At 68.2% G+C, this 24,728-nt stretch carries 20 protein-coding genes; 13 read left to right on the forward strand and 7 right to left on the reverse strand.

What is annotated here, in order from left to right; all coding sequences use genetic code 11:
* Positions 1 to 15: 15 nt before the first annotated feature.
* Both Q331_RS0101925 and Q331_RS0101930 read right to left on the reverse strand, forming a co-directional pair.
* A complete protein-coding gene (locus tag Q331_RS0101925) occupies positions 16 to 915 on the reverse strand; it encodes a CehA/McbA family metallohydrolase (RefSeq protein WP_026379286.1) in 900 nt (299 codons plus the stop codon).
* An 84-nt stretch (positions 916 to 999) separates the two neighbouring features.
* Positions 1,000 to 1,887 carry a LysR family transcriptional regulator gene (locus Q331_RS0101930; RefSeq protein ID WP_026379287.1) on the reverse strand — a complete coding sequence of 296 codons (888 nt, stop codon included), beginning with the start codon at positions 1,885 to 1,887 and terminating at the stop codon, positions 1,000 to 1,002.
* A gap of 158 nt (positions 1,888 to 2,045) precedes the next feature.
* Here Q331_RS0101930 and Q331_RS0101935 point away from each other — a divergent pair, with 158 nt between their 5' ends.
* The 8 genes from Q331_RS0101935 to Q331_RS0101970 all read left to right on the forward strand — a co-directional run bounded on the left by Q331_RS0101935 (position 2,046) and on the right by Q331_RS0101970 (position 11,465).
* A complete protein-coding gene (locus Q331_RS0101935) occupies positions 2,046 to 2,183 on the forward strand; it encodes a hypothetical protein (protein WP_156953236.1) in 138 nt (45 codons plus the stop codon).
* Between the two features lie 3 nt (positions 2,184 to 2,186).
* Positions 2,187 to 5,111, forward strand: a complete 2,925-nt coding sequence (locus Q331_RS0101940) for a molybdopterin oxidoreductase family protein (protein ID WP_026379289.1) — start codon at positions 2,187 to 2,189, stop codon at positions 5,109 to 5,111.
* Entirely contained in the window at positions 5,108 to 5,851 is a 744-nt protein-coding gene (locus Q331_RS0101945; RefSeq protein ID WP_026379290.1) for a 4Fe-4S dicluster domain-containing protein, read from the forward strand. Before Q331_RS0101940 ends, Q331_RS0101945 begins: the two co-directional genes overlap by 4 nt.
* Positions 5,852 to 5,864: 13 nt before the next feature.
* Entirely contained in the window at positions 5,865 to 6,797 is a 933-nt protein-coding gene (locus tag Q331_RS0101950; protein ID WP_026379291.1) for a dimethyl sulfoxide reductase anchor subunit family protein, read from the forward strand.
* Between the two features lie 52 nt (positions 6,798 to 6,849).
* On the forward strand, positions 6,850 to 7,917 hold the full coding sequence (locus Q331_RS0101955; RefSeq protein WP_051630347.1) for a TRAP transporter substrate-binding protein: 1,068 nt from the start codon (positions 6,850 to 6,852) through the stop codon (positions 7,915 to 7,917).
* Positions 7,918 to 7,942: 25 nt separating this feature from the next.
* On the forward strand, positions 7,943 to 8,476 hold the full coding sequence (locus Q331_RS19515) for a TRAP transporter small permease (protein ID WP_051630348.1): 534 nt from the start codon (positions 7,943 to 7,945) through the stop codon (positions 8,474 to 8,476).
* The gene (locus tag Q331_RS0101965; protein WP_026379293.1) at positions 8,476 to 9,804 is read left to right on the forward strand and encodes a TRAP transporter large permease; all 1,329 of its coding nucleotides are present in this window, start codon (positions 8,476 to 8,478) and stop codon (positions 9,802 to 9,804) included. The genes Q331_RS19515 and Q331_RS0101965 overlap by 1 nt, the downstream gene beginning before the upstream one ends.
* Positions 9,805 to 9,890: 86 nt before the next feature.
* A complete protein-coding gene (locus Q331_RS0101970) occupies positions 9,891 to 11,465 on the forward strand; it encodes a bifunctional aminoglycoside phosphotransferase/ATP-binding protein (RefSeq protein ID WP_210164890.1) in 1,575 nt (524 codons plus the stop codon).
* Here the strand turns inward: Q331_RS0101970 and Q331_RS0101975 are convergent.
* Positions 11,462 to 12,469: a zinc-dependent alcohol dehydrogenase family protein gene (locus tag Q331_RS0101975; RefSeq protein WP_026379295.1), complete on the reverse strand. Its 1,008-nt coding sequence runs from the start codon at positions 12,467 to 12,469 to the stop codon at positions 11,462 to 11,464. The two genes, Q331_RS0101970 and Q331_RS0101975, sit on opposite strands and share 4 nt — an antisense overlap.
* Positions 12,470 to 12,683: 214 nt before the next feature.
* Between Q331_RS0101975 and Q331_RS19520 the strand changes: the two genes are divergently transcribed.
* Positions 12,684 to 15,422 (forward strand): bifunctional acetate--CoA ligase family protein/GNAT family N-acetyltransferase, encoded by a 2,739-nt coding sequence (locus Q331_RS19520; protein ID WP_051630349.1) that lies wholly within the window; start codon positions 12,684 to 12,686, stop codon positions 15,420 to 15,422.
* 60 nt (positions 15,423 to 15,482) lie between these two features.
* On the opposite strand, the gene bchJ is transcribed toward Q331_RS19520, so the two are convergent.
* Positions 15,483 to 16,064 (reverse strand): bacteriochlorophyll 4-vinyl reductase, encoded by a 582-nt coding sequence (gene bchJ / locus Q331_RS19525; protein WP_051630350.1) that lies wholly within the window; start codon positions 16,062 to 16,064, stop codon positions 15,483 to 15,485.
* Positions 16,065 to 16,184: 120 nt separating this feature from the next.
* Complete coding sequence (gene bchE, locus Q331_RS19530; protein ID WP_051630352.1) at positions 16,185 to 17,870, reverse strand: magnesium-protoporphyrin IX monomethyl ester anaerobic oxidative cyclase; 1,686 nt, start codon at positions 17,868 to 17,870, stop codon at positions 16,185 to 16,187.
* Between the two features lie 406 nt (positions 17,871 to 18,276).
* Here bchE and Q331_RS0101995 point away from each other — a divergent pair, with 406 nt between their 5' ends.
* The 4 genes from Q331_RS0101995 to Q331_RS19535 all read left to right on the forward strand — a co-directional run bounded on the left by Q331_RS0101995 (position 18,277) and on the right by Q331_RS19535 (position 23,659).
* The gene (locus tag Q331_RS0101995) at positions 18,277 to 19,866 is read left to right on the forward strand and encodes a peptide ABC transporter substrate-binding protein (protein ID WP_026379296.1); all 1,590 of its coding nucleotides are present in this window, start codon (positions 18,277 to 18,279) and stop codon (positions 19,864 to 19,866) included.
* Positions 19,867 to 19,946: 80 nt separating this feature from the next.
* Positions 19,947 to 20,873 (forward strand): oligopeptide ABC transporter permease OppB, encoded by a 927-nt coding sequence (oppB, locus tag Q331_RS0102000; RefSeq protein ID WP_026379297.1) that lies wholly within the window; start codon positions 19,947 to 19,949, stop codon positions 20,871 to 20,873.
* Positions 20,874 to 20,883: 10 nt separating this feature from the next.
* A complete protein-coding gene (locus Q331_RS0102005; protein WP_026379298.1) occupies positions 20,884 to 22,014 on the forward strand; it encodes an ABC transporter permease in 1,131 nt (376 codons plus the stop codon).
* Position 22,015: 1 nt separating this feature from the next.
* The gene (locus Q331_RS19535; protein WP_034490603.1) at positions 22,016 to 23,659 is read left to right on the forward strand and encodes an ABC transporter ATP-binding protein; all 1,644 of its coding nucleotides are present in this window, start codon (positions 22,016 to 22,018) and stop codon (positions 23,657 to 23,659) included.
* Here the strand turns inward: Q331_RS19535 and Q331_RS0102015 are convergent.
* Positions 23,622 to 24,326, reverse strand: a complete 705-nt coding sequence (locus Q331_RS0102015) for a class II aldolase/adducin family protein (RefSeq protein ID WP_084174607.1) — start codon at positions 24,324 to 24,326, stop codon at positions 23,622 to 23,624. The genes Q331_RS19535 and Q331_RS0102015 overlap by 38 nt on opposite strands.
* Positions 24,327 to 24,433: 107 nt before the next feature.
* A partial coding sequence (locus Q331_RS0102020) for an IS4 family transposase (RefSeq protein ID WP_026379300.1) occupies positions 24,434 to 24,728 on the reverse strand: 295 nt, incomplete at its 5' end.

Consider the following 24,728-nt stretch of genomic DNA (forward strand, 5'->3'; position numbering starts at 1 on the left):
CCGCCTTGAAGGCTTTCAGTCCAGCCAGATCGGGTTCGACCAGGCAAGTCGCCCCGCCGCGTCGGTGACGACGACCCGCAGCCAGTCCTCCCGGAAGGGCTCCAGCGGCAGACGCGTCTCGGTGAGGTCGTCGCCGCGCCAGTTCGTGGACCGCGAGCCCCTTCCGAGGGCGATGATGGTGACGGCTGGCGAGCATTCCACCACCAATTCGTCGCCGTCGCGCGCCAGGGTGTGAATGATCGGACCCTGGCTGGAATAGGAATGGCCGGCCTTCAGCGCTTCCAGGAGCGCTTCCGGCTGGTTCTCCTGCGCCTTCACCATCGTCCAGGCGCCGAAGGCGTCGGGAGCGTGGAAATGCGCATCGTCGGCTGCATAGCTGCCCAGCCGGTAGCCCTCGCTGAGGAGCTGGTCGAGCATCGCCGACCCGTCCGGGCGGGCGCATTCCAGGGCGCAGGTATGGTTGAACACCTCCACCGCATGCGCGTGCTCGGCCATGGCGCGCCCGTCCTCGGCGGTAAGGCCCGACCATTGCGGATGGGCGATGCCGACGAAGGCGCCCGCCGCCTTGGCGCGCGCGGCGAGCTGAAGCCCGCTCTCCTCCTCGCCGGTTTCGGCGAAATCCTCCGGCAGGCCGACGGCCAGGATGTGCCACAGCTCGTTCTGGCTGTTGGCCATGGCGTGCAGCTCGGCGCCGGGGATGGTGGTGAAGAGGTCGCTGCGAAAGGCGCGCGTATCGGTGATGGGAAAGCCGTAGCGCTTCATGAAATGGTCGGAAAGGCAGAGAAAGTCGTAGCCCGCCTCGCGATACTTCTCGCAGACCTCGCCCGGATGAAGCGCCCCGTCGGAGACGTTGGAATGTGTGTGGAGATTGCCGCGCCAGAATTTTCCGGGTGCGGTGAATGCGTCGATACCCATGCTTTGCCCTTTCGTTTCGCCGCCGCATAGGCGTCTTCCATGGCAGTGCGATGACGTTCCCACGAGGCGCCGCCGCACCTCGGTTCAGTCGGTCAGGCTCGTCAGATAGCCGATGAGGGTGCGCGTCGCCGTGCCGGCATAGCGGTCGGGATGACGCAGAAGCACGAAATCGCGCGGCGGCAGGTCGATGGGCACCGATTTCAGCCGCCCGGCGGCGATGGCGGCGGCGACGACATGCTCGGAGATGATCGTCGCCCCCGCCCCAGCCTCCACCGCCTCGCGCACCGCCTCGTTGCTCGGCAGCGTCAGGAAGATACGCAGGTCTTGGAAAGAAAGTCCGTCGTCGCGGGCAAGGTCCTCCAGCACCGCGCGCGTGCCGGAGCCGGCCTCGCGGATCACCCAGGAAAGCGCCGCAAGATCCGGCCGTCCCGGCTCGCGCTCCGGCGGCAGCGGTTGATCGGCGGCGACGACGAGGACGAGGCGGTCGCGGTCGACCTGCCGGCGGATGAGTTCGCCATGCGTGATCGGCCCCTCCACCAGGCCGAGCTCGGCGCGCCCCTCCACGACGGCCTTCTCCACCTGCCGCGTATTGCCGATAACGACGTCGAGCCGCACGCGCGGGAAGGCGACGTGATAGGCGGTCAGTCGCCGCGGCAGCCAGTAATTGGCGATCGTCTGGCTGGCCGCGATGGAAACCGTGCCGCTCGCCGGATCGGCGATGTCCTGCAGCACCGACTGCGCCGCGCTCGCCCGCTCCAGCACCCGCCGCGCCTCCGGCAGGAAGCGGCGCCCCGTCTCCGTCAGCTCGATGCCGCGCCCGACCCGGTCGAAGAGCCTGGCGCCGTAGCGCCGCTCCAGCGAGGCGATCGCCGCCGAGGCGGCCGATTGCGTCATGCCGAGCGCGGCGGCGGCCCGCGTCACATGCCGGCGCTCCGCCACGGCGACGAAGATTTTGAGTTGCTCCAGCGTCATGGACAAATAATCGTTTCAGCTTATTGAAATGACAAGAACAATTCATTGGATTGATTGTACTCGCTGCGGCACAAAGTCCTTGTTCAAGGGATTTTGCCATGCAGGGAATGATGTTCGGCAGCGCCCGGGGCGGTGTGCTTTCGCGGTGGTTGAGCGGTTTGAGCGGCCGCTTGGAGGGCTTTGGGGCGCGCCTGCGGCGCAACACCTATCGCCCGGAGAAGCACTATATGCGCGGCGCCGGGCCGAAATCGAACGGCGGCGACACCCCTCCCCCGGAACAGGACGCCTCTTCCTGAGGCATGGCGAAAGCGCATCCAAGCGGCGCCAATTCGGCGCCTTCTCAGCTTCCCCTTGCCGACACCCGGGCCCCGGCCGAGGCGGACGGCGTTGACACCTCCCCGAAGGTCTCAGAGGAGGTCAAGCATTCCACCTGTTATATGTGCGCCTGCCGCTGCGGCATCGACGTGCATCTCGTCGGCGGCGAGGTCCGCTACATCCAGGGCAATCGCGACCATCCGGTGAACCGTGGCGTTCTTTGCGCCAAGGGCTCGGCCGGCATCATGCAGCATCTCTCCCCGGCGCGGCTGAAAAAGCCGCTCCTGCGCGTCGGCGAGCGCGGCGCCGGCGAGTTCCGCGAAATCGAGTGGGACGAGGCGCTCCAGATCGCCGCCGAAAGGCTCGGCCGCATCCGCGCCAGCGATCCCAAGAAACTCGCCTTCTTCACCGGCCGCGACCAGTCTCAGTCCCTGACCGGCTGGTGGGCGCAGCAATTCGGCACCCCCAATTTCGCCGCCCATGGCGGCTTCTGCTCCGTCAACATGGCGGCGGGCGGGCTCTACACCGTCGGCGGCTCCTTCTGGGAGTTCGGCGAGCCGGACTGGGACAACGCCCGCTATTTCATGCTCTTCGGCGTCGCCGAGGACCACGATTCCAACCCCATCAAGATCGGCCTTTCCAAGCTCAAGAAGCGCGGCGCCAAGGTCGTCGCCGTCAATCCCTGCCGCACCGGCTACAACGCCATCGCCGATGAATGGATCGGCATCAGGCCGGGCACCGACGGGCTCTTCGTCCTTGCCCTTGTCCACGAGCTCATCCGCGCCGGCCGCGTCGATCTCCATTACCTGGTACGCTACACCAACGCCCATGCCCTCGTCGTCAAGGCGCCGGGCACGGCCGAGGACGGGCTCTTCGCCCGCGACGAGGAGGGCCGCATCCTCGCCTGGGACAAGGCAAGCGGCGCGCCCGTCGACGCCCTCACCCCTGAGATCGATCCCGCCCTCGCCGGCTCCTTCCAGGTGAACGGCAGGACCTGCGTGCCGGTCTTCCAGCTTATCGCCGAGCGCTATAGCGCCCCCGAATTTGCGCCGGAGGCGGTCGCCGAGCGCTGCGGCGTGCCGGCCGAGACCATCCGCCGGATCGCCGCCGAGCTCGCCCATATCGCCTTTGAGGAGGCGATCGAGCTTCCCATTGCCTGGACCGACTGGGCCGGCCGGCGCCACGAGACCATGACGGGCCGCCCCGTCGCCATGCACGCCATGCGCGGCATCTCCGCCCATTCCAACGGTTTCCATACCTGCCGGGCGATCCATCTCTTGCAGGTACTTCTCGGCACCGTGGAGGTGCCGGGCGGCTTCCGCTTCAAGCCGCCCTATCCCAAGCCCTGCCCGCCGAACCTGAAGCCCGCCGGCAAGGATGGCGGCAAGCCGATGACGCCGCTTTCCGGCGCCCCGCTCGGCTTCGTCTTCGGTCCCGAAGACCTTCTCCTTGACGAGGCGGGCGGGCCGGTACGCATCGACAAGGCCTATTCCTGGCAGGCCCCGCTCGCCGCCCACGGCCTCATGCACATGGTCATCGCCAATGCCTGGCGCGGCGACCCGTACCGCACCGACACCCTGTTCATGTACATGGCCAACATGGCCTGGAACTCGTCGATGAACACGGCGGGCACCATCGCCATGCTCACCGACAAGGACGAGGACGGCGGCTACAAGATCCCCTTCATCATCTACTCCGATGCCTATTACTCGGAGACCGTCGCCTACGCCGATCTCGTCCTGCCCGACACCACCTATCTGGAGCGCCACGACTGCATCAGCTTGCTGGACCGGCCGATCAGCCATGCCGACGGCCCGGCCGACGCCATCCGCCATCCGGTGGTGGAGCCGGACCGCGACGTGCGCCCCTTCCAGACCGTGCTTCTCGATCTGGGCGCAAGGCTCGGCCTGCCCGGCATGGTGGATGAGGACGGCGCCCCCAAATACCGCGACTACGCCGACTACATCGTCAACCACGAGCGCACGCCCGGCATCGGCCCGCTCGCCGGCTGGCGCGGCAGGAACGGCGCCGAATTCGGCCGCGGCGCGCCCAATCCGGACCAACTCCGCCGCTACATCGACAATGGCGGTTTCTGGCAGCACGAGCTTGAGCCGCAGGCGCGCTACTACAAGATGGCGAACCGCGCCTATCTGAACTTCGCCGCCCATATGGGCTTCCTGCCCGAGGCCGAGCCGATTGTCTTCCAGCTCTATTCGGAGCCCTTGCAGCGCTTTCGCCTCGCCGCGGCGGGCCATGGCGACATCCTGCCGCCTAAGGAGGAGCGGGCGCGCCTGAAGGCGGCCTTCGACCCCTTGCCCATCTGGTATTCGCCCTTTGAGGGCGCGGCCGTCGGCGAAAAGGACTTCCCGCTCTCCGCCCTCACCCAGCGGCCGATGCATATGTACCATTCCTGGGGCTCGCAGAACGCCTGGCTGCGCCAGATCACCAGCCAGAACCGGCTCTTCGTGCACCGCAGGACGGCCGCCGATCTCGGCCTTGCCGACGACGATTGGGTGTGGATCGAAAGCCATCACGGCAGGGTGAAGGGCCAGATCCGCCTCGTCGACGGCGTCAATCCGGAAACCGTCTGGACCTGGAACGCCATCGGCAAGCGCCGCGGCGCCTGGATGCTGAAGGACGGCGCGCCGGAGAGCGAGAAGGGCTTCCTGCTCAACCACGCCATCAGCGAGTTCCTGCCCGGCGATAAGACCCATTCCAACTCCGACCCGGTGACCGGCCAGGCGGCCTGGTTCGACCTTCGCGTGCGGCTGAGAAAATGCGACCCGGCCGAGCTGCCGCGCACCGAGCCGCGCTATCCGCCGCTGCCGGCCCCGGCGGGCCTTGAGCCGCCGCCGGGGAAACTGTCCTTCGGCGCCCAGTTCCGGCGCTGGAGGCGCAAAGCGTCATGACCGGCCTTCCCGAGACCACCGAAAAGAGCCTCGGCCTCGTCATCGACCTCGACACCTGCGTCGGCTGCCAGGCCTGCGTGACGAGTTGCAAGGAATGGAACACCGGCGGCCATATGGCCCCGCTCACCGACTACAACCCCTACGAGGACGGCGCCGACGGCGTCTGGTTCAACCGCGTCCACACCTTTGAGGAGGAGCCGGCCTCCGGCTGCGGCGAGGGCCGCACCGTGCATTTCCCGCGCTCCTGCCTGCATTGCGCCGAGCCGGCCTGCGTCACCGTCTGCCCCACCGGCGCCTCCTACAAGCGCGCCTCCGACGGCATCGTCCTCGTCGACGAGGACAAGTGCATCGGCTGCAAGCTCTGTTCCTGGGCCTGTCCTTACGGGGCACGCGAGATGGACATGGATGTGGGCGTGATGAAGAAATGCACGCTCTGCATCGACCGCATCTACAACGACAACCTGCCGGAGCGCGACCGCGTGCCGGCCTGCGTCGCCGCCTGCCCGGTCGGGGCGCGCCATTACGGCGATCTCGGCGACCCGCAATCGGCGGTCTCGCAGCTCGTCGCCGAGCGCGGCGGCGTCGATCTGATGCCCGAGCTCGGCTACCGACCGGTCAACAAATACCTGCCGCCGCGCGAGCGCGACAAGGCCGCGCCCCCCATCGCGGCCCCGGCGCTGGAGCCCGTGGCGCCCGAAGGCGGCTTCCTCGGCTGGCTCGACCGCGTTCTCTCCCGCTGAACACAAGAGCGCCATGCATCCGGCCTTTTCCGTCATCTTCTTCACCACCGCGACCGGCGCCGGCTACGGCCTGTTGGCGCTGACCGGCGTCTTCTTCGCTCTCGGCACGGTGCCACAAGGCCGTCTCTTCGGCTTCCTGGCGCTCGGCCTGGCGCTTGTCCTCATCACCGGCGGCCTGCTTTCCTCCGCCCTCCATCTCGGCCGGCCGGAGCGGGCGCCGCGCGCCTTCACCCAGTGGCGCACCTCCTGGCTGTCGCGCGAGGCCGTGGCGAGCGTCGCCACCTATGTGCCGGCGGCGGTCTTCGGCATCGGCTGGGTCGTCTTCGCCAGCCGGCACGGCATCGTCGCCTCGGCGGGGCTTCTCTCCGCCCTCGGCGCGCTCATCACCCTTCTCACCACCGGCATGATCTACGCCTCGCTGAAGCCGATCCCGGAATGGTCGAGCCCCTACACGCTGCCGGGGTACATCCTTTTCGCGCTGATGACCGGCGCCGTCATCCTCAACGCCCTTCTCCTTCTGACCGGCGCGGAGGCAAACCCGGTGCGCTTCCTCGCCCCGCTCCTCATTCTCGCCGGCTGGGCCTTCAAGACGGCTTCCTGGCGCCACAACGACGCCCTCAAGATGCCGGCGGACGCGGCCTCCGCCACCGGTCTTTCCGGCAGCGTGCGCTCGGTGGAATGGCCGCATACGCAGGCCAATTACCTGATGAAGGAGATGGGCTACCGCGTCGCCCGCAAGCATGCGGCCAAGCTGCGCCTCTTCGTGCATCTCGCCGCCTTTGCCCTGCCCTTCGCCCTGACGCTTCTTGCCGCCCTTTCCGGCGGCGCCTTCGCCCTTGTCGCCGCCTGCCTTGCCGCGCTCATTCAGGCGCCCGGCATTTTGACGGAGCGCTGGCTGTTCTTCGCCGAGGCGCGCCACACCGTCATGCTCTATTACGGCCGCTGACGGCTCCACCCCGCCCTCGACCGGCCGGCGGCTTCGCGATATGCCGGCTTCTATGAGCCAGAACCGCCCAGCCGCCATCAGCCTTGCCACGACCCGCCGCCGCTTTCTCGCCGGCGGCGCCGCCCTTGCCGGATCGCTCGCCATGCCTGCGCTCGCCCGTGCCGAGCCGGTGAAGCTGACCGTCAGTCATTTCGTCGCCCCGACGCATGGCCTGCAATTGGACTTCCTCATCCCCTGGTTGGAGCGCATCAAGGAGCGTTCCGGCGGCGAGGCCGATTACGAGATCTTCGCCGTCAACAGCGCCTTCGGCAGGGCCGAGCGCCAGGTCGACCAGGTGCGCGCCGGCGTCGTCGATATCGGCTATGGCATCGCCGGCATTCCGCGCGGCCGCTTCCCGCATACCTCCGTCATGGAGCTGCCCTTCATGGTCGACAAGGCCGGCGCCGGCACCAGGGCGCTCTGGGAGCTCTACGAGACCGGCCGCCTCGGCAACGAATATGACGGGCTGAAGGTGCTCCTGTTGATGACCCATCACGGCGGCCTCTTCCACACCGTGGAGCGGCCGGTTGAGGAGCTTGCGGACCTCAAGGGCCTGCGCATGCGCTCGCCGAGCCCGGCCGTTTCCGCGATGCTCGATTATCTCGGCGCCAGCCCCATCGGCATGCCGCCGGTGCAGATCTACGAGAGCCTGCAAAAGCGCGCCCTCGACGGGCTCGCCACCACCTGGGATCTGGTGGCGGCGGTGAAGGCCAACGAGATCCTGCGCTATCATACCGAGGCCGGCGCCTATACCGCCGCCTTCCACGTGGTGATGAGCGAGGAGCGCTTTTCCGCCCTGCCGAAGGCGGTGCGCGACGCCATCGAGGCCGAATCCGGCGAGGCGCTTCTGCCGCGCGTTCCGGCATGGTGGGACAAATGGGACGCGGTCGGCCGCGCCGACGCCCTCCAGCGCGGCCACGCCGTCATTGCGGTGAGCGAGGAAAAGCGCGCCGCCTGGCGCGCCGAGCTTCAGCCGATGACCGAGGCCTATCTGGACGGCCTGAAGGCTGAGGGCGTCGCCGACCCGCATGCCCTCTACGAGACGGCGCGCGAGCTTGTCGCCAAATACGCGGCGGCGTAGCCAAGCTCGCCGGCCCGGAGAGGTCATGCGCGACGACGCCCCTTCCCACGGCACTGCCGGACGCTTCGGCCATGCGCTGACGAAGCTCGTCGATGTCTTCGCCTATCTCGGCATTGCCGGCCTCGCCGTCGCGGTCGCGCTCACCTGCGCCGACATTCTGTGGCGGCGCATCGTCGGCGGCGCCTTCGTCGATATCGTCGACATCACCTCGCTCTGCCTCGTCGCCGCCGCCTCCTGGAGCATTCCCTACGCCTTCCTCCACGGCCAGCACGTCACCGTGGAGATCCTCGCCGACCGTCTGCCGGGAAGGCTCCGCCTCGTCCTGGCGATGCTTGCCGCCTTCCTCGCCGCCGCCCTCCTGGCGCTTCTTCTCGGCCTCGGCATGGGGAGCGCGTTGCAGGCCTTTCGCTACGGCGATGCCAGCCTCAACCTCGCCATCCCGATGCTTGTCTATTGGGCCATCTTCCTCTCCGGCCTGGCGCTCACCCTCGCCGCCAATCTGTGGATCGGCGCGCGCGGAGGCCTTGGCGCGCCGCCCTCCCGGTCGGAGCCGCTGTGATGGAAGGCGCCCCGGCGGCTGCGGCCGGCTTTGCCGCCGTCCTTCTCCTCGGCGCCCTGCGGGTTCCCATCGGCATCGCCATGGGGCTTGTCGGCGCGCTCGGCGCCATCCTCCTCGGCGGCTGGGGCCAGGCGAGCTACATCCTCGCCAACCTGCCTTTCGAGGCCGTCTCCACGCCCGGCATGGAGATCGTGCCGCTCTTCATCTTCATGGGCGTCTTCGCCTCCGTCTCCGGCCTGTCGCACAATCTCTACGCCGCCGTTTCCGCCTTGATCGGGCATCTGCGCGGCGGCATCGCCATGGCGACGGTCGGCGCCTCGGCCGCCTTCGGCGCCATCTGCGGCTCCTCCCTGGCGACGGCGGCGACCATCGGCCGGGCGGCGATGCCGGAGATGCGCGCCAGGGGCTACGCCGACAGCCTGTCTGCCGCCTCCATCGCCGCCGGCGGCACGCTCGGCGTCCTCATCCCGCCCTCCATCCTTCTCGTCCTCTATGCCATCCTGACCGGCCAATCGATCGGCGCCCTCTTCGCCGCCGCGCTGGTGCCGGGGCTTCTCGCCACGCTCCTCTATGTCGGCGCCATCGCGCTCCAGGTGCGCCTCGTCCCCGGCCTTGCCCCCCTCTCGCCCGGGCTTGGCCGTGGCGAGCGGCTTGCCGCCCTTGCCCGCGTCTGGGACGCCGCGCTTCTCATGCTCCTCGTGCTCGGCGGGCTCTACGGGCGCGTCTTCTCTCCGACCGAGGCGGCGGCCGTCGGCGCCGCCGGCGCCCTTCTCATCACCGCCGCACGCGGCCGGCTGACGCGGCGGGCGCTCCTCGCCGGCATGGCCGAGACGGCCGGTATGACCGGCATGGTCTTCCTCATTCTCGTCGGCGCCACGCTCTTCAACTATTTCATCGAGCTGACCCGCGTCACCGGCGAGCTGACCGCCCTCATTGAGGCCTCCGACCTCTCGCCCCTCGGCGTCCTTGTCCTCATCGTGCTCTTTTACGTGGCGCTCGGCTGCCTCATGGATTCCCTTTCCATGGTGCTCCTCACCGTCGTGCCGATGTTCCAGCTCGTCACCGGCCTCGGCTACGATCCCATCTGGTTCGGCGTCCTCATCGTCATGGTCGCCGAGATCGGCCTCATCACCCCGCCCATCGGCATGAACCTTTTCGTCATCAAGGGCGTCACGCCGGGCCTCAAGCTCGCCACCGTCATTGGCGGCATCCTGCCCTTCATCGCCGCCGATCTTCTGCGCCTGGCGCTGATCGTCCTCTTTCCGGCCCTGGCGCTCGCGCTGCCGCGCCTTCTCGGCCTTGTCGGCCCGCCGCCGCTCGTCCCGTGAGCCGGCAAATCCCTCGCAGCGATTGGCGCGGGTGACCCGGCGCGAGCGAGGCGCTATGACCCGCTCCAAAGCGAAGGGGTAAGGACGTGGCGGAAGAAAGCCTGCCGGCGCATGTGGTCGAGGATCAGAGCGAGGTCTTCGCCTTCCTTGCCGATCCGGCGAGCCACGGCGTGGACGACGTCAAGCGCATCGACACCCATGGCGCGGCCGTCTTCCTCGCCGGCCCCAACGTCTACAAGGTCAAGCGCGCCGTGAAGTTTCCCTTCATGGATTATTCCACGCTTGAAAGGCGCAAGGCCGCCTGCGAGGCCGAGATCGCCGTCAACCGGGCCGACGCGCCCGACATCTATCTCGGCGCCGTGCCGATAACGCGCGATGCGGCTGGCTTTGCCATCGGCGGCAGCGGCGAGGTGATGGAATGGGCGGTGCATATGCGCCGTTTCGACGAGAGCCTCACCCTCGACCACGTTGCCGAGCGCGGCGGCCTCACCCCGGAAATCCTCGCCCGGCTGGTGACGGCGATCCTCGCCTCGCATGCCCGCGCCCCGCGCCGCCAGGCGGGCCCCGCCATCGCCTCGCTACGCAGCTATCTCGACCAGAACGCAGAGGCCTATGCGGAAAGCCCCGGGCTTTACCCGCCCGCGCGCGCCGCCGCCCTCACCGCCCGCGCCCGCGAACGCCTTGAGGCCGTCGCGCCGCTCATGGCGCGCCGCGGCGAGGCAGGCTTCGTGCGCCGCTGCCACGGCGATTTGCATCTGCGCAACCTCGTCCTCGTGGACGGCGCCCCGACGCTCTTCGACGCCATCGAGTTCGACGACGCCATCGCCACCGGCGACGTCCTGTACGACCTCGCCTATCTGCTGATGGACCTCTGGGAGGGGGGCCTGAAACGCGAGGCGAGCCTCGTCCTCAACCGCTATCTCTGGGGCGCGCCGCCCGGCGAGGGCGCCGCTCAGATCGACGGGCTCGCCACCCTGCCGATCTTCCTGTCGATCCGCGCCTCCATCCGCTCCAAGGTGATCGCCGCCGCCCTGCCGCATCTTGCCGGCGCCGAGCGCGAGGCCAGAACGGCCGAGGCGCGCCGCTATTTCGCCGCCGCGGAGGATTTCCTGGAGGAGGCGCCGCCGCGTCTCCTCGCCGTCGGCGGACTTTCCGGTTCCGGCAAGACGACGATTTCCGCCGCGCTCGCCCCCCATATCGGCCACGCCCCCGGCGCCGTGCATCTGAGAAGCGACATTGAGCGCAAGCGCCTTCTCGGCGCCGCCGAGACGCAGCGCCTTTGTGAGGACGCCTATCGGCCGGAGGTGACGGAGAAGGTCTATGCGAGCCTCCGCGACAAGGCCGCCCGCGCGCTCGCCGCCGGCGCCAGCGTCGTCGTCGACGCCGTCCACGCCAAAGCGGCGGAGCGCGGCGCCATCGAGGCGGTGGCGAAAAGCGCCGGCGTGCCGTTTTCCGGGCTGTGGCTTAAAGCCCCGGTCGAGACGCTGGTGGAGCGGGTGAAGACCCGCAAGGCCGACGCCTCCGACGCCACGCCCGACGTGGTGTTGCGGCAGACCGGCTACGAGACCGGCGACATCGCCTGGCCGCGCCTTCAAGCGGAAGGCAGCGTCGAGGCCTGCGCGAAGAAGGCGCTGGCGCTCCTCGGCGGCGAAGAAGCTTAGGGCACCAGCACCGCCGCGCCGGTGAGCGCGCCGGAGCGCAGATCGGCGAGCGCCTCGTTCGCCGCTTGAAGCGGATAGGCGCTGGTATGGGTGACGACCGGCACCTTCGGCGCCAGTGCCAGGAACTCCTCGCCGTCGGCGCGCGTCAAATTGGCGACGGAGCGCAGCACCCGCTCGCCCCAGAGGAGGCGGTAGGGAAAGCTCGGAATGTCGCTCATATGGATGCCGGCGGCGACCACGATACCGCCCTTGCGCACCGCCTGCAGCGCCGCCGGCACCAGCGCCCCGACCGGGGCGAAGAGGATGGCCGCGTCGAGCTCGGCGGGCGGCGGCTTGTCGGAATCCCCCGCAAAGACGGCGCCGAGCTGGCGCGCGAAGCCCTGCGCCGCCCAATCGCCCGGCCGGGTGAAGGCGTAGACTTGGCGCCCCTCATGCGCGGCGAGCTGCGCCACGATATGCGCCGCCGCGCCGAAGCCGTAGAGGCCGAGCGCCTCTGCCTCGCCCGCCATCTTCAGCGCCCGGTAGCCGATGAGCCCGGCGCACAGGAGCGGCGCCGCCGCCTCCTCCGCGCTCCTTGCCTCGCCACCCGCCACAGCGCCCTGGCCGAGCGGGAAGACGTAGCGCGCATCGGCGAGGCAAGTTTGCGCATAGCCGCCATCGATCGTGTAGCCGGTGAAGCCCGGCCGGTCGCAGAGATTCTCCTTGCCCGCCCGGCAATAGCGGCATCTGCCGCAGCTACGGCCGAGCCACGGCACGCCGACGCGCTCGCCGGGCCTGAGCCCTGCCACCCCCTCGCCCAGCGCCGCCACATGGCCGACGATCTCGTGACCGGGGATGAGCGGCAGTTTCGGCTCCGGCAGCTCCCCGTCGACGACATGCAGATCCGTGCGGCACACCCCGCAGGCGGCGACCTTCACCAGGACCTCGCCCGGTCCCGGTCGCGGCACCGCCATCTCCACGGATCGCAGCGGCGAGCCCGGCCGCTCCAGCACCATCGCCCGCATCGTTTCAGTCATCGTGAACCCGCCTGCTGCGCCGCAACATCATTCCGCCTTGATCTACCGCAATGCAGCACGGAAGATCGCATCTTATGGCCGTTGCCATACAATTCATCAGCCTGGCCGTTGGCCTCGCCTGGCGGTCCCGCCTTGACGGCGGACATCGCCCTGCCACGTCAGGCATATAAAATCTCGCCTCACCCTTCGAGCGGAGCCCATCATGACGATTCGCAACCTTGACAAGGCCTTGGCGCCCGCCTCCCTCGCGCTCATCGGCGCGACGGCGCGGCCGGGCTCGCTCGGCGCCACCGTGCTCGCCAATCTGCGCGCGGGAAGCTTCAAGGGACCGATCTGGGCGGTCAACCCGAAATACGCCGAAGTCGACGGCATGCCCTGCCACGCCTCCATCGCCGATTTGCCGGAGGCGCCGGACCTGGCGATCATCGCCACGCCGCCGCAGGTGGTGCCGAGCGCCATCGCCGAGCTCGGCGAGAAGGGCACCCGCGCCGCCGTGGTGCTGACGGCCGGTCTCGACGAGGAGAACGGCCTGCGCCAGGCCATGCTCGATGCCGCCCGGCCCTACACCTTGCGCATCGTCGGGCCGAACTGCTTCGGCCTCTTCGCCCCGCATCTCGGCCTCAACGCCAGCTTCTCCCATCTCGCCCCCAAGCCGGGGCGCCTGGCGCTCCTGTCCCAGTCCGGCGCCATCATCGCCTCCATCATCGACTGGGCCGGCAATCGCGAGATCGGCTTCTCCAGCATCGTCTCGCTCGGCAACATGGCCGATGTCGATGTCGGCGACTGCCTCAACTACCTCGCCACCGACCGCCACACCGCCGCCATCCTGATGTATCTGGAGACCGTGCCGCATGGCGAGAAGTTCATGGCGGCGGCGCGCGCCGCCTCGCGCGCCAAGCCCATCGTCGTCGTCAAGGCCGGCCGTCACGAAGCGGCGGCGAAAGCCGCGGCGACCCATACCGGCGCGCTCGCCGGCGCCGATGCCGTCGCCGAGGCGGCCTTCCGCCGCGCCGGCCTCTTGCGCGTCAAGGCGCTGGAGGAATTCTTCGACGCCGCCGAGACGCTGACCCGCCTGAAGCCGATCAAGAGCGGGCGCGTCGCCATCGTCACCAATGGCGGCGGCGCCGGCGTGCTTGCCGTCGATCAGCTCATGGACGAAGGCGGCAAGCTCGCCACGCTGTCGCCGGAGACGATCGAGAAGCTGAACGCCGCCATGCCGGCCACCTGGTCCGGCACCAATCCCGTCGACATGATCGGCGACGCCCCGCCCGAGCGCTACACCGCCGCCATCGAGGCCGCCTTCGCCGATCCCAATGTCGATGCGCTGCTCGTCCTGTCCTGCCCGACGGCGCTCGCTTCCGCCGACGACGCGGCCGATGCGCTCATTGATGCCGTCGCCAGGGAGCGCGCCCGCCGCCCCTATCCCAAGCCGGTGCTGACCTGCTGGCTCGGCGGCGCCACCGTCGGGCCGGCGCGCTCGCGCATGCGCCAGGCGGGCGTTGCCACCTTCGACACCCCCTCCGATGCCACCCGCAGCCTCGGCTATCTGACCGACTGGCATAAGGCGCAGGCGCTTCTTCTGCGCACGCCGCCGAGCCTGCCGGAGGATTTCACCTGGGACGCGGAGGCGGCCCGCAAGGTCATGCGCAAGGCCGCCGCGGAGGGCCGCGACGTCCTCACCGAGCCGGAGGCCAAGGAAGCCCTCGCCGCCTTCGGCATCCCCATCGTCAGGACGCTGGTGGCTGAGAATGTCGAGGGTGTGCGGGAAAAAGCGCGCGAGCTTTTGGCCCAGCATCCGCAGGTCGTGGTGAAGCTCCTGTCGCGCGACATCACCCATAAATCCGATGTCGGCGGCGTCGCGCTCAATCTCGCCAGCCCCGATGAGGCGGCCGCGGCCGCCGAGAAGATGCTGTCGCTCGCCGGCGCCAAGCACCCCGAAGCGCGTCTCGACGGCTTCACCGTCCAGCCGATGATCCGCATGAAGGGCTCGCACGAGCTCATCGTCGGCATCGGCGACGATCCGCTCTTCGGCCCCACCATCCTCTTCGGCGCCGGCGGCACGGCGGTGGAGGTCATCGCCGATAGCGCCATCGGCCTGCCGCCGCTCGACCGCAACCTTGCCCGCGACCTCATCGATCGCACGCGCATCTCCCGCCTTCTGGAGGGCTATCGCGACATCGCGGCGGCAGACATGGCGGCGCTGGAGCTCGCCCTGGTGCGGCTTTCCCAGATGGCGGTCGATTGTCCCTGCATCACCTCGCTCGACATCAACCCGCTGCTCGCCTCCGCCGACGGAGCGCTGGCGCTCGACGCCCGCATCGCCTTCGATCCGGCGCGGGTGGAGGAGAAGGGCCCGAACCGGCGCATGGCCATCCGCCCCTATCCGAGCGGCTGGGAGGAGACGGTGGGCCTTCCCGACGGCTCCAGCGTCCTGTTGCGCCCCCTGATGCCGACGGATGTGCATCTTTATCCCGATTTCGTCGCCCGTCAGTCGCCGGAAGATTTGCGCATGCGCTTCCTGGCGCCCATGAAGACGCTGACGGAGGAGATGATCGCCCGCCTGACCCAGCTCGACTATGCGCGCGACATGGCCTTCCTCGCCATCGACCCGCAGACCGGGGAGATGCTCGGCGTCTCGCGCTTGGCCGCCGACCCGGACCATATCGAGGCCGAATACGCCGTCACCGTGCGCACCGATATGAAGGGGCGCGGCATCGGCTGGGCGCTGATGCGCCACCTCATTCAATACGCCGCCGCCGACGGTCTGGAGCGGCTTTTCGGCGTCGTCCTGCCGGAGAACCACACCATGCTGTCGATGTGCCGCGATCTCGGCTTCGTCGCCGTCTCCAGCCCGGAGGCGGACGGGCTGCGCCATGTCGTCATCCATCTGAAGGAAGGCGCCGTCGACGACGAGCCGCAAGCCCGCCGCGCCGCCGGCTGAAACGGGAGCCTTTCCGGGCGCCCGGTCTTCATGGCCGGGCGGCCTTTTTCTGCGGCCCGCCTATTTCCAGCGCAGATCGAAGGAGAGCGTCGGCTCCGTGCGCGTGGCTTCCGAGCGCGCCTCGGCCCGCGTGCGCCGGTTGACCAGCCGGCGGAAGAGCTGCTGAAAACAGCCGCTGTAGAAGGCGCCGAGGACGATATCGGTATCGGCGCCCCTCACCGGCCCGCCGGCGATCGTCACCGCCACCGGATGGCTCGGCGTGAAGCTGAGCCGGCCGCTGCCGACGAAGGTCCAGGCATGGCGGCCGATGGCGGAAAGCAGCAATTTGGCGCGCCATTCCGCCGGCAGGGCTTTCAGCGCCAGTTGGAAGGGCTGCGGGATGCGGTATTCCAGAAGGTAGATCGCCGTCAGCTCGCCGGCGTAATGGCCGGCTTCCGCCGCCTGGTCCGGCCCAAGCCGGGCGAGCGCGGCCTCGTGCAGCGCCGTCACTTCGCGCTCGTCAACCATCTCGCCCGGTGGCGCCTTCAGATAGGCGTCCAGCCCGGCGGCGACGAACACCTCCTCGGTCTTGGCCGCCCCGACCGTGGCGCGCAGCGCCTCCTCCATGCGGATGATGGCGTTGGGGCCTATGCGCCCAGACATACAGCCAGACGACGGAAGCGGGACGCGGTGGTCAGCCTCGGCTGCCTCCGCGCCCCGCTCGCGCCCCCCGACTCGCGTCGGATCCTGGACCTCGGACATTGCCGGGCCTCAATTCCTTTGTCAGTTCACCGAAGCCCGCCGATTGTCGATGAGCACGGTGGTTGCCGCCGGCGTGGTGATCGCCTCGTCGAATTCGTCCGCCTCTTCCGGCAGGCCCTTCGGAGCGCTGCAGCCGCCGATGCCGACCGCCCTGGCTTCGGCCCGCGCCTTCTCCTTGCGCCCGAGCTTGCGGACCGGCGGCGCGTTCTTGAGATCAGCCAGCTGGCGCCGGTCGAGCGTTCGCGTCTCGTCGAAGTGGAAATCCACCTTGCCCTTAGACTGCGGCCCCCAGTAATTGACCCGGCCGAGATCGTAGAACTCGCGCCGCATGCCGGAGCGCAGGAAAGCCTTGAGGCAGCCGAGCATGTAGCGACGCAGCGTCTTGTCCCTGATCCACGGATAGTGGAGGAAGGTCTTGCGCATATAGAAGCGGCGGTAATTGTGCATGACGCGGTCGAGCAGCGTCGCGCGGTCCATATTCGCCGGCTTCACGATCGGCGTGACGAAATTGTACTTCTCGTAGTCGAAGATTTCGACCTTGTCGCCGAGCTCCTGGAAAAGGTCGGCGAACGGCCAGGGCGTGTACATCGACCAGTTGGCCATCTCCGCGCCCCAGTCGATGACCATGCGGTAGGTCTCTTCCAGCGTCTCCGGCGTCTCGTTGTCGAGGCCGACGATGAACTGCGCCTCCGCCATGATGCCGTTCTGCTTCAAAAGCTGCACGGCGCGCTTGTTCTGGGCGACCGTCGTCTCCTTGTTGAAGAGGTCGAGCTTCAACTGCGCCGCGGCTTCCGTGCCGAGCGAGACGTGGATGAGGCCGGCCTTGCGGTAGAGCGGCAGAAGGTGCTCGTCGCGGATGATGTCGGTGACGCGGGTGTTGATGCCCCAAAGCACCGGCAGCTTGCGGGCAGCCAGCTCCTCGCAGAACTGGATGAACTTCTTGCGGTGGATCGTCGGCTCTTCGTCGGCGAGGATGAAGAAGCCCACCTTGTGGTCGCGCACCAGCATCTCGATCTCGTCGACCACCTTCTTCGGATCGCGCACGCGGTAGTTGCGCCAGAACTTCCACTGCGAGCAGAAGGAGCAGGTGAACGGGCAGCCGCGGGCAAAGTTCGGCACCGCGACACGGGTGTTGAGCGGGATGTAGATGTACTTCTCCCACTCCAGCACGCTCCAGTCCGGCCAGATGGAATCGACGTCGGCGATCGGCGGCTCGGCCGGGGTGGCGACGATCTGGTCGCCGTCGGCATAGGCGATGCCGAGAACGCGGTCGCGCACGCCCTCCCAGGCGCCTCCCGCCAGCGCCTTGACGAGGTTGACGACGACGGCCTCGCCCTCGCCGCGCACAACGGCGTCGATCCACGGCGCTTCCGTCAGCACCTGGCGGTACATGAAAGTGCCGTGCACGCCGCCAAGAAGGGTGACGGCCTCAGGATGCTCTTCCTTGGCGATCTGCAGCGTGCGCTCGGCCTTGTAGATGGCCGGGGTGATGGCGGTCGTGCCGACGACGTCGGGCTTTTCCTCGCGCAGGATGCGGCGAAGCTCGTCTTCCTCGATGTGATCCGTCATCGCGTCGATGAAGCGGAAATCGGTAAAGCCCGCGGCCTTCAGCGCGCCGGCGAGATAGGCCACCCAGGCTGGGGGCCAGTTACCGGCGATTTCCGCCCCGCCAGAATGATAGTTGGGGTGGATCATGAGAATGCGCATCGGGGGGGCTCCGGACAGGTCTCTTGACAGCCGGCATTGTAAAGAGCGGATGACACTTCACTTTGACATTGATCAAACGCCCCGATGGACGCCGCTCGCTTCCCGCGCGGCCGGCGCAAAACCGCAGAAATCCGCGCCCGGCCCTCGCTCAGATGGGGCGAGACGCCGCGGCGGGCGCCTCTTCGGGCCCGCGCGGACGGTCCCCGCAAAGGCGTTTGGCGGCTATGCGCCCGAACCTCGCCCGCCCCGCCCAAGCAAGCGGCGAGAGGGGCGCGCATCGCAAGCGCCCTGCTTGCGCGCTTTCCGCTCAGCCTTCCTCAAGGTCAGCGTTGCCTCGCGCGCGTTTGTGCATAGTCTCCTCGCATATGGCCGGCCTCGCCGGGCCGGCGCTTACGGAGGCAACACCATGACGGGCAAGCTCATCAGGCTCGCCGCGGGCGCCGCTCTTGCGGCCCTGCTGGCCTCGGCCGCCGCCGCCGCCGAAGTCACCTATATGCGCGGCAACGATTCCGATCCGGAAACGCTCGACCAGCACAAGACCTCGACGGTCTCCGAGGCCAACATCCTGCGCGATCTCTACGAGGGTCTCGTCGTCCAGGACCCGGCCGCCGAAGTGGTGCCGGGCGTCGCCACCGACTGGCAGGTCTCCGACGACGGCCGTCTGTGGACCTTTAGCCTGCGCGAGGACGCCAGATGGTCGAACGGCGATGCCGTGAAGGCAGAAGATTTCGTCTATTCGCTGCGGCGCATCCTCACCCCCGAAACGGGCGCCAAATACGCCACCATCCTCTACCCGATTAAGAACGCCGAAGCCGTCCATGCCGGCGATATGGCGCCTGAGGAGCTCGGCGTCGCCGCGCCCGATTCGCAGACCCTCCAGATCACGCTGGAAAACCGCACGTCCTATTTCCTGGAGCTCTTGACCCACCAGACCGCTCTTCCCGTGCATCCGGCCTCCGTGGAGGCGCACGGCACCGATTTCGTCAGGCCGGAAAACATGGTGACCAACGGCGCCTATACGCTCGCCGAGTTCACCCCCAACGACAAGATCGTGCTTTCAAAGAGCGACACCTTCCACGACGCCGACAACGTCGCCATCGACCGCGTCGTCTATATCCCCTTTGAGGACCGCTCCGCCTGTCTCAGGCGCTTTGAGGCCGGCGAGGTGCATTCCTGCTCCGACATTCCCACCGAGCAGATGGCCTATGTGAAGGACAAGCTCGGCGATGCGGTGCGCATCGCGCCCTATCTCGGCATCTATTATTACGCCGTCAAAGCCGACAAACCGAAACTCGCCGATATCCGCATCCGCCAGGCCCTTTCCATGGCGATTGACCGCGAATTCGTCGCCGAGGAGATCTGGGCCGGCGCCATGCTGCCCGCCTATGCTTTCGTGCCGCCGGGCATCGGCAATTACCCGCAGGGCGCGAGCGCCGATTACAAGGACATGGACCCCCTCGACCGCGAGGACAGGGCGAAGGAGCTTCTGGAGGCCGCCGGCCACGGCCCGGACAACCCGCTTGTCGTGGAGATCCGCTACAACACCTCCGAGAACCACCAGAACACGGCGACCGCCATCGCAGATATGTGGAAGGCGATCGGCGTGACGACGACCTTCGTCAATGTCGACGGCGCCTCGCACTACGCCTATCTGCGCGACAAGGGCGATTTCGACATCGCCCGCGCTGGCTGGATCGGCGACTATTCCGACCCGCAGAACTTCCTCTTCCTGGTCAAGAGCGACAATTCCGGCTTCAACTACGCCAATTACGCCAATCCGGAATACGACGCTCTTCTCGACGAGGCGGCCGAGACCTCCGACCTTGACGCGCGCGCTGAGATCCTGCGCCAGGCGGAGGAAATCTTCATGCGCGACCTGCCCTATATCCCGCTTCTCTTCTATTCCTCGCTGAACCTCGTCTCCGACAGGCTGCAGGGCTGGCAGGACAATCTCCAGAACGTCCACGGCAGCAGATGGCTCTCGCTCGCCCCATGAGCCGCCCGTGCCCGGCGGGGGCCGGCGACGGCCGGCTCTCGCGCTCTTGCCTTGCCGGCAGCGCCTGAGGCGGCGCGGCGATGCTCGCCTATGCCCTCAAGCGCCTGTTGAGCGCCGTGCCGACGCTCTTTCTCATCGTCACCATCTCGTTCTTCTTGATGCGCGTTGCCCCCGGCGGGCCGTTCCACCTGGAGCGGCCGCTGGAGGCCAAGGTGATGGAGAATCTCAACCGGCTCTATCACCTCGACGAGCCGCTCTGGCGCCAGTACTTCCTCTACCTCTCCAACCTTTTGAGGGGCGATCTCGGCCCGAGCTTCGTCTATCGCGACTTCACCGTCGCCGACCTCTTCGCCGCCGGCCTGCCGGTCTCCATCCAGCTCGGCGCCTCCGCCCTCGCCCTGGCGCTCCTCATCGGCACCTTCCTCGGCTGCATCGCGGCGCTGCGCCAGAACTCCGCCGCCGATTATCTCGTCGTCGGCATCGCCACCTTCGGCATCACCGTCCCGCCCTTCGTCGTCGCCCCGGTCCTGTCCCTCATCTTCGGCGTCTCGCTCGGCTGGCTGCCGGCCGGCGGCTGGGGCGACGGGGCTCTTGCCAATAAAATCCTGCCCGTCCTCACCCTGGCCCTGCCGCAGATCGCCATCGTCGCCCGCCTCATCCGCGGCGCCATGATCGAGGCGCTGCGCTCCGACCATGTGCGCACGGCGCGCGCCTACGGCCTGCCGACCCGCATCGTCGTCGCCGTGCATGCCCTTCGCGCCGCCATCCTGCCGGTCGTCTCCTATCTCGGCCCGGCGGCGGCCGCGCTTCTCACCGGCTCCATCGTCGTGGAGACCATCTTCGGCATTCCCGGCATCGGCCGCTATTTCGTCCAGGCCGCGCTCAACCGCGACTACACGCTGGTCATGGGCACGGTCGTCGTCGTCTCGCTCTTCGTCGTCCTCTTCAACCTTGTCGTCGACCTTCTCTATGCCTGGCTCGACCCCAGGGTTCGGTTCAACGCGTGAGGTAGGGCTGATGTCGCTCGCCGAGGAGCCCGTCACCCTCAAGGAGCCGGTCTCCGGCCGCTCGCTCTGGCAGGACGCGCTCGCCCGCCTCGCCCGCAACAGGGCGGCGATGGCGAGCCTTCTCATCCTCGCGGTGATGGCGCTCGCCTCCATCCTCGGCCCGGCGCTCTGGCCGCACCCTTACGACCGCGTCTATTCGGAATATGTGCGCGTGCCGGCGAGCCTTGAGGCCTATCCGCACGAGGACCGCATCGTCCCGGAAATGCAGCGTTCGCTCGCCCGCGCCCGTGTCGATATCGGCGCCGTGACGGTTGCGGGCGACACGGTGCGCGCCGAGATTTCCGACGAGGAGCCCATCGACCCGCGCATGATCCGCTATGTCGAGCGCTCCGACCTCTTCTCCCGCGTGCGCCTTGCCGAGACCTCCGCCGACGGCCGGAGCGCCGTCCTGGAGGCGGAGGTGGCGCGGCTCTTCTTCATCGCCGGCACCGACGGCAATGGCCGCGACCTCTTCGCCCGCATCCTGATGGCCATCCGCATCTCGCTCGCCATCGGCCTTCTGGCGACCGCCGTCGCGCTTGTCATCGGCGTCACCTGGGGCGCCACCGCGGGCTATCTCGGCGGGCGCGTCGACAACGTTATGATGCGCATCGTCGATATCCTCTATTCCCTGCCCTTCATCTTCTTCGTCATCCTTCTTGTCGTCTTCTTCGGCCGCAATCTCGTTCTGATGTTCATCGCCGTCGGGGCGGTGGAATGGCTGGACATGGCGCGTATCGTCCGCGGCCAGACGCTTTCCTTGAAGCGCCGCGAATTCGTCGAGGCGGCCGAGGCGCTCGGCGTTTCCGACGCCGGCATCGTCCGCCGCCACATCATCCCCAACGTCACCGGCCCCGTCGCCGTCTACATGACGCTTTTGGTGCCGAAGGTGATCCTTCTGGAAAGCTTCCTTTCCTTCCTCGGCCTCGGCGTGCAGGAGCCGCTGACCAGCCTCGGCGTCCTCATCTCCGAGGGCGCCAAGAACATGCAAGGGGCGAGCTGGCTCCTCATCTACCCTTCCATCGCCCTCGCCCTCCTCCTCTTCGCCCTCAATTTCCTGGGCGACGGGCTGCGCGACGCGCTCGACCCGAAGGACCGCTGAGATGACGGGGGGAGCGGGCAAGGAGCGCCAAACCCTACTCGCCGTGCGCGACCTCAACGTCGCCTTCCGGCTCGCCGACGGGCCCGTCCACGCCGTGCGCGGCGTCGACTTCACCCTCGCCGCCGGCGAGACGGTGGCGATCGTCGGCGAATCCGGCTCCGGCAAGAGCCAGACGGTGATGGCGCTGATGGGCCTTCTGGCCGCGAACGGAACGGCCTCCGGCCGGGCGCTCTATCGCGGCGAGGACCTTCTTGCCCTTTCCCCGCGCCGGCTCAACCGCATCCGCGGCGAGAAGATCACCATGATCTTCCAGGAGCCGATGTCCTCGCTCGACCCGCTCTACCGCGTCGGCCGGCAGATCGCCGAGCCCATGGTCTATCATCGCGGCCTTTCCTGGCGCGCCGCAAGGAAGCGGGCGCTGGAGCTCCTGAAGCTGGTTCGCATTCCCGACGCGGAGCGCCGCATCGACGCCTATCCGCACGAGCTCTCCGGCGGCCAGCGCCAACGGGTGATGATCGCCATGGCGCTCGCCAACGACCCGGACATTCTGATTGCCGACGAGCCGACGACGGCGCTCGACGTCACCATCCAGGCGGAAATCCTGAAGCTCTTGCGGGAGCTGCAGGACCGGCTCGGCATGGGCATCGTCTTCATCACCCACGATCTCGGCATCGTCCGCCGCTTCGCCGAGCGCGTCTACGTCATGCGCGAGGGCAAGGTGGTGGAGGAAGGGCCGGTGGCCGATATCTTCGCCGCCCCGCGCCACGCCTATACCAGGATGCTGCTCGCCGCCGAGCCGGCGGGAAGAAAGCCGCCCGTCGATGAGGCCACACCGGTGATTCTGGAAGGCCGCGACGTCTCGGTCGCCTTCCCGCTCGGCGGCGGCTTTCTCGGCCGGCAGCGCCAGGAGCTGAAGGCCGTCGACCGGCTGACCTTGACCCTTCGCGAGGGCGAGACGCTCGGCGTCGTCGGCGACTCCGGCTCCGGCAAGTCGACCCTCGCCCGCGCCCTTTTGCGCCTCGTGCCGAGCGAGGGCGAGATCGCCTTTCTCGGCCGCGACATCGCCGGGCTGAACCTTCGCCGCGAGCGCGGCCTGCGCCGCCAGTTGCAGATCGTCTTCCAGGATCCTTACGGCTCGCTCTCGCCGCGCCTCACAATCGGGGAGATCGTCACCGAGGGCCTTCTCGTCCACGAGCCTTCCCTGAGCCGCGCCGAACGCGACCGGCGCGCGGCGGCGGCGCTGAAGGAGGTGCAGCTCGACCCCGCCATGCAGACGCGCTACCCGCACGAATTCTCCGGCGGCCAGCGCCAGCGCATCGCCATCGCAAGGGCGATGATCTTGAAGCCGAAGCTTCTCGTCCTCGACGAGCCGACCTCCGCCCTCGACCGCTCGGTGCAGAAGGAGATCGTGGAGCTCTTGCGCCGCCTGCAGGCGGAACATCGCCTCACCTATCTCTTCATCAGCCACGACCTTGCCGTGGTGCGCGCGCTCGCCGACCGGGTTCTGGTGATGAAGGACGGCAGGGCGGTGGAGGAGGGCGAGACGGAGGAAATCTTCGCCCGCCCGCGCCAGGACTACACGAAGCGGCTGATGGCGGCCGCCTTCCTCAGCGCCGGCGCGCCCGCCGAGGCCTGGGCGGGCTGACCTCCGGCGCATCCTGCGCCGCCGGCCCGTAGCCGGCCATCGCCTCGGCCGCCTCGGCGATCTCCGCCTCCGTCAGCAGCACCGGCCCGCCGATGAGGAGCGCGTGATAATATTGCCTCGCCAGCGTCTCCAGCTCCACGGCGAGCCACATCGCCTTGTCGAGATCCTCGCCGAGGGCGATCATGCCGTGATTGGCGAGGAGGCAGCCCTTGCGGCCATCGAGCGCGGCGACGGCGTGCTCCGACAGTTCCTTGGAGCCGAAGCGCGCATAGGGGGCGCAGCGTATGTCCGGCCCGCCGAAGGCCGTCACCATGTAATGGCAGGCCGGGATCTCCTTGCGGGCGATGGCGAGCACGGTCGCGAAGGTGGAATGGGTATGCACGATGCCGCCGACTTCCGGCCGCGCCTTGGCGATGTCGAGATGGAAGCGCCATTCGCTGGAAGGCTTTTTCGGGCCGTCAAAGGCCCCGTATTCCCCTTCGAGCGCCAGCGCGGCGATCGTCTCCGGCTGCATTTCCTCGTAAGGGATGCCGCTCGGCGTGATGAGAAGCTTGTCCTCGAACCGCGCCGAAATGTTGCCGGAGGTGCCCTGATTGAGCCCCGAGGCGTTCATCTGACGGCACAGCGCGACGATCTTTTCCCGCAGCGCCCGCTCGGCTTTCTTCATGGCCTGCACCCTCCTTCTTGGCCGCTAGCACGAAGCGGCCTTGCGCGCCATTCGAGAGCGGAACGGAATGGATGCCAAGGTCAGGCCCACGGCTGTCCGGTTTAATTTCACGCCCATTGCAGGAGCATTTGGTTGGGGTCCTTGGACGGCTCTGGGGGTGGCTCGATCAGGCGGTCGATGCGCTTTTTGTGCATGAGGTTGGCGCGCACGAGCCTGGCGAAGGCGAGCGGGCTTTGAATGGCGTTCTGGGCGGCCTGGGCGAGGCGCAGGATGAGGAAGGCGATGAGCGCCACGGCGATCTGGATGCGCACGGCGTTCTCGCCGCGCCCGAGAAAATGCCTGATCTTGAGCGTCTGCTTGACCCACCGGAAGAACAGCTCGATGGCCCAGCGCCTTTTGTAG

The sequence above is a fragment of the Afifella pfennigii DSM 17143 genome (assembly GCF_000688515.1).
Taxonomy (GTDB): Bacteria; Pseudomonadota; Alphaproteobacteria; order Rhizobiales; family Afifellaceae; genus Afifella; species Afifella pfennigii.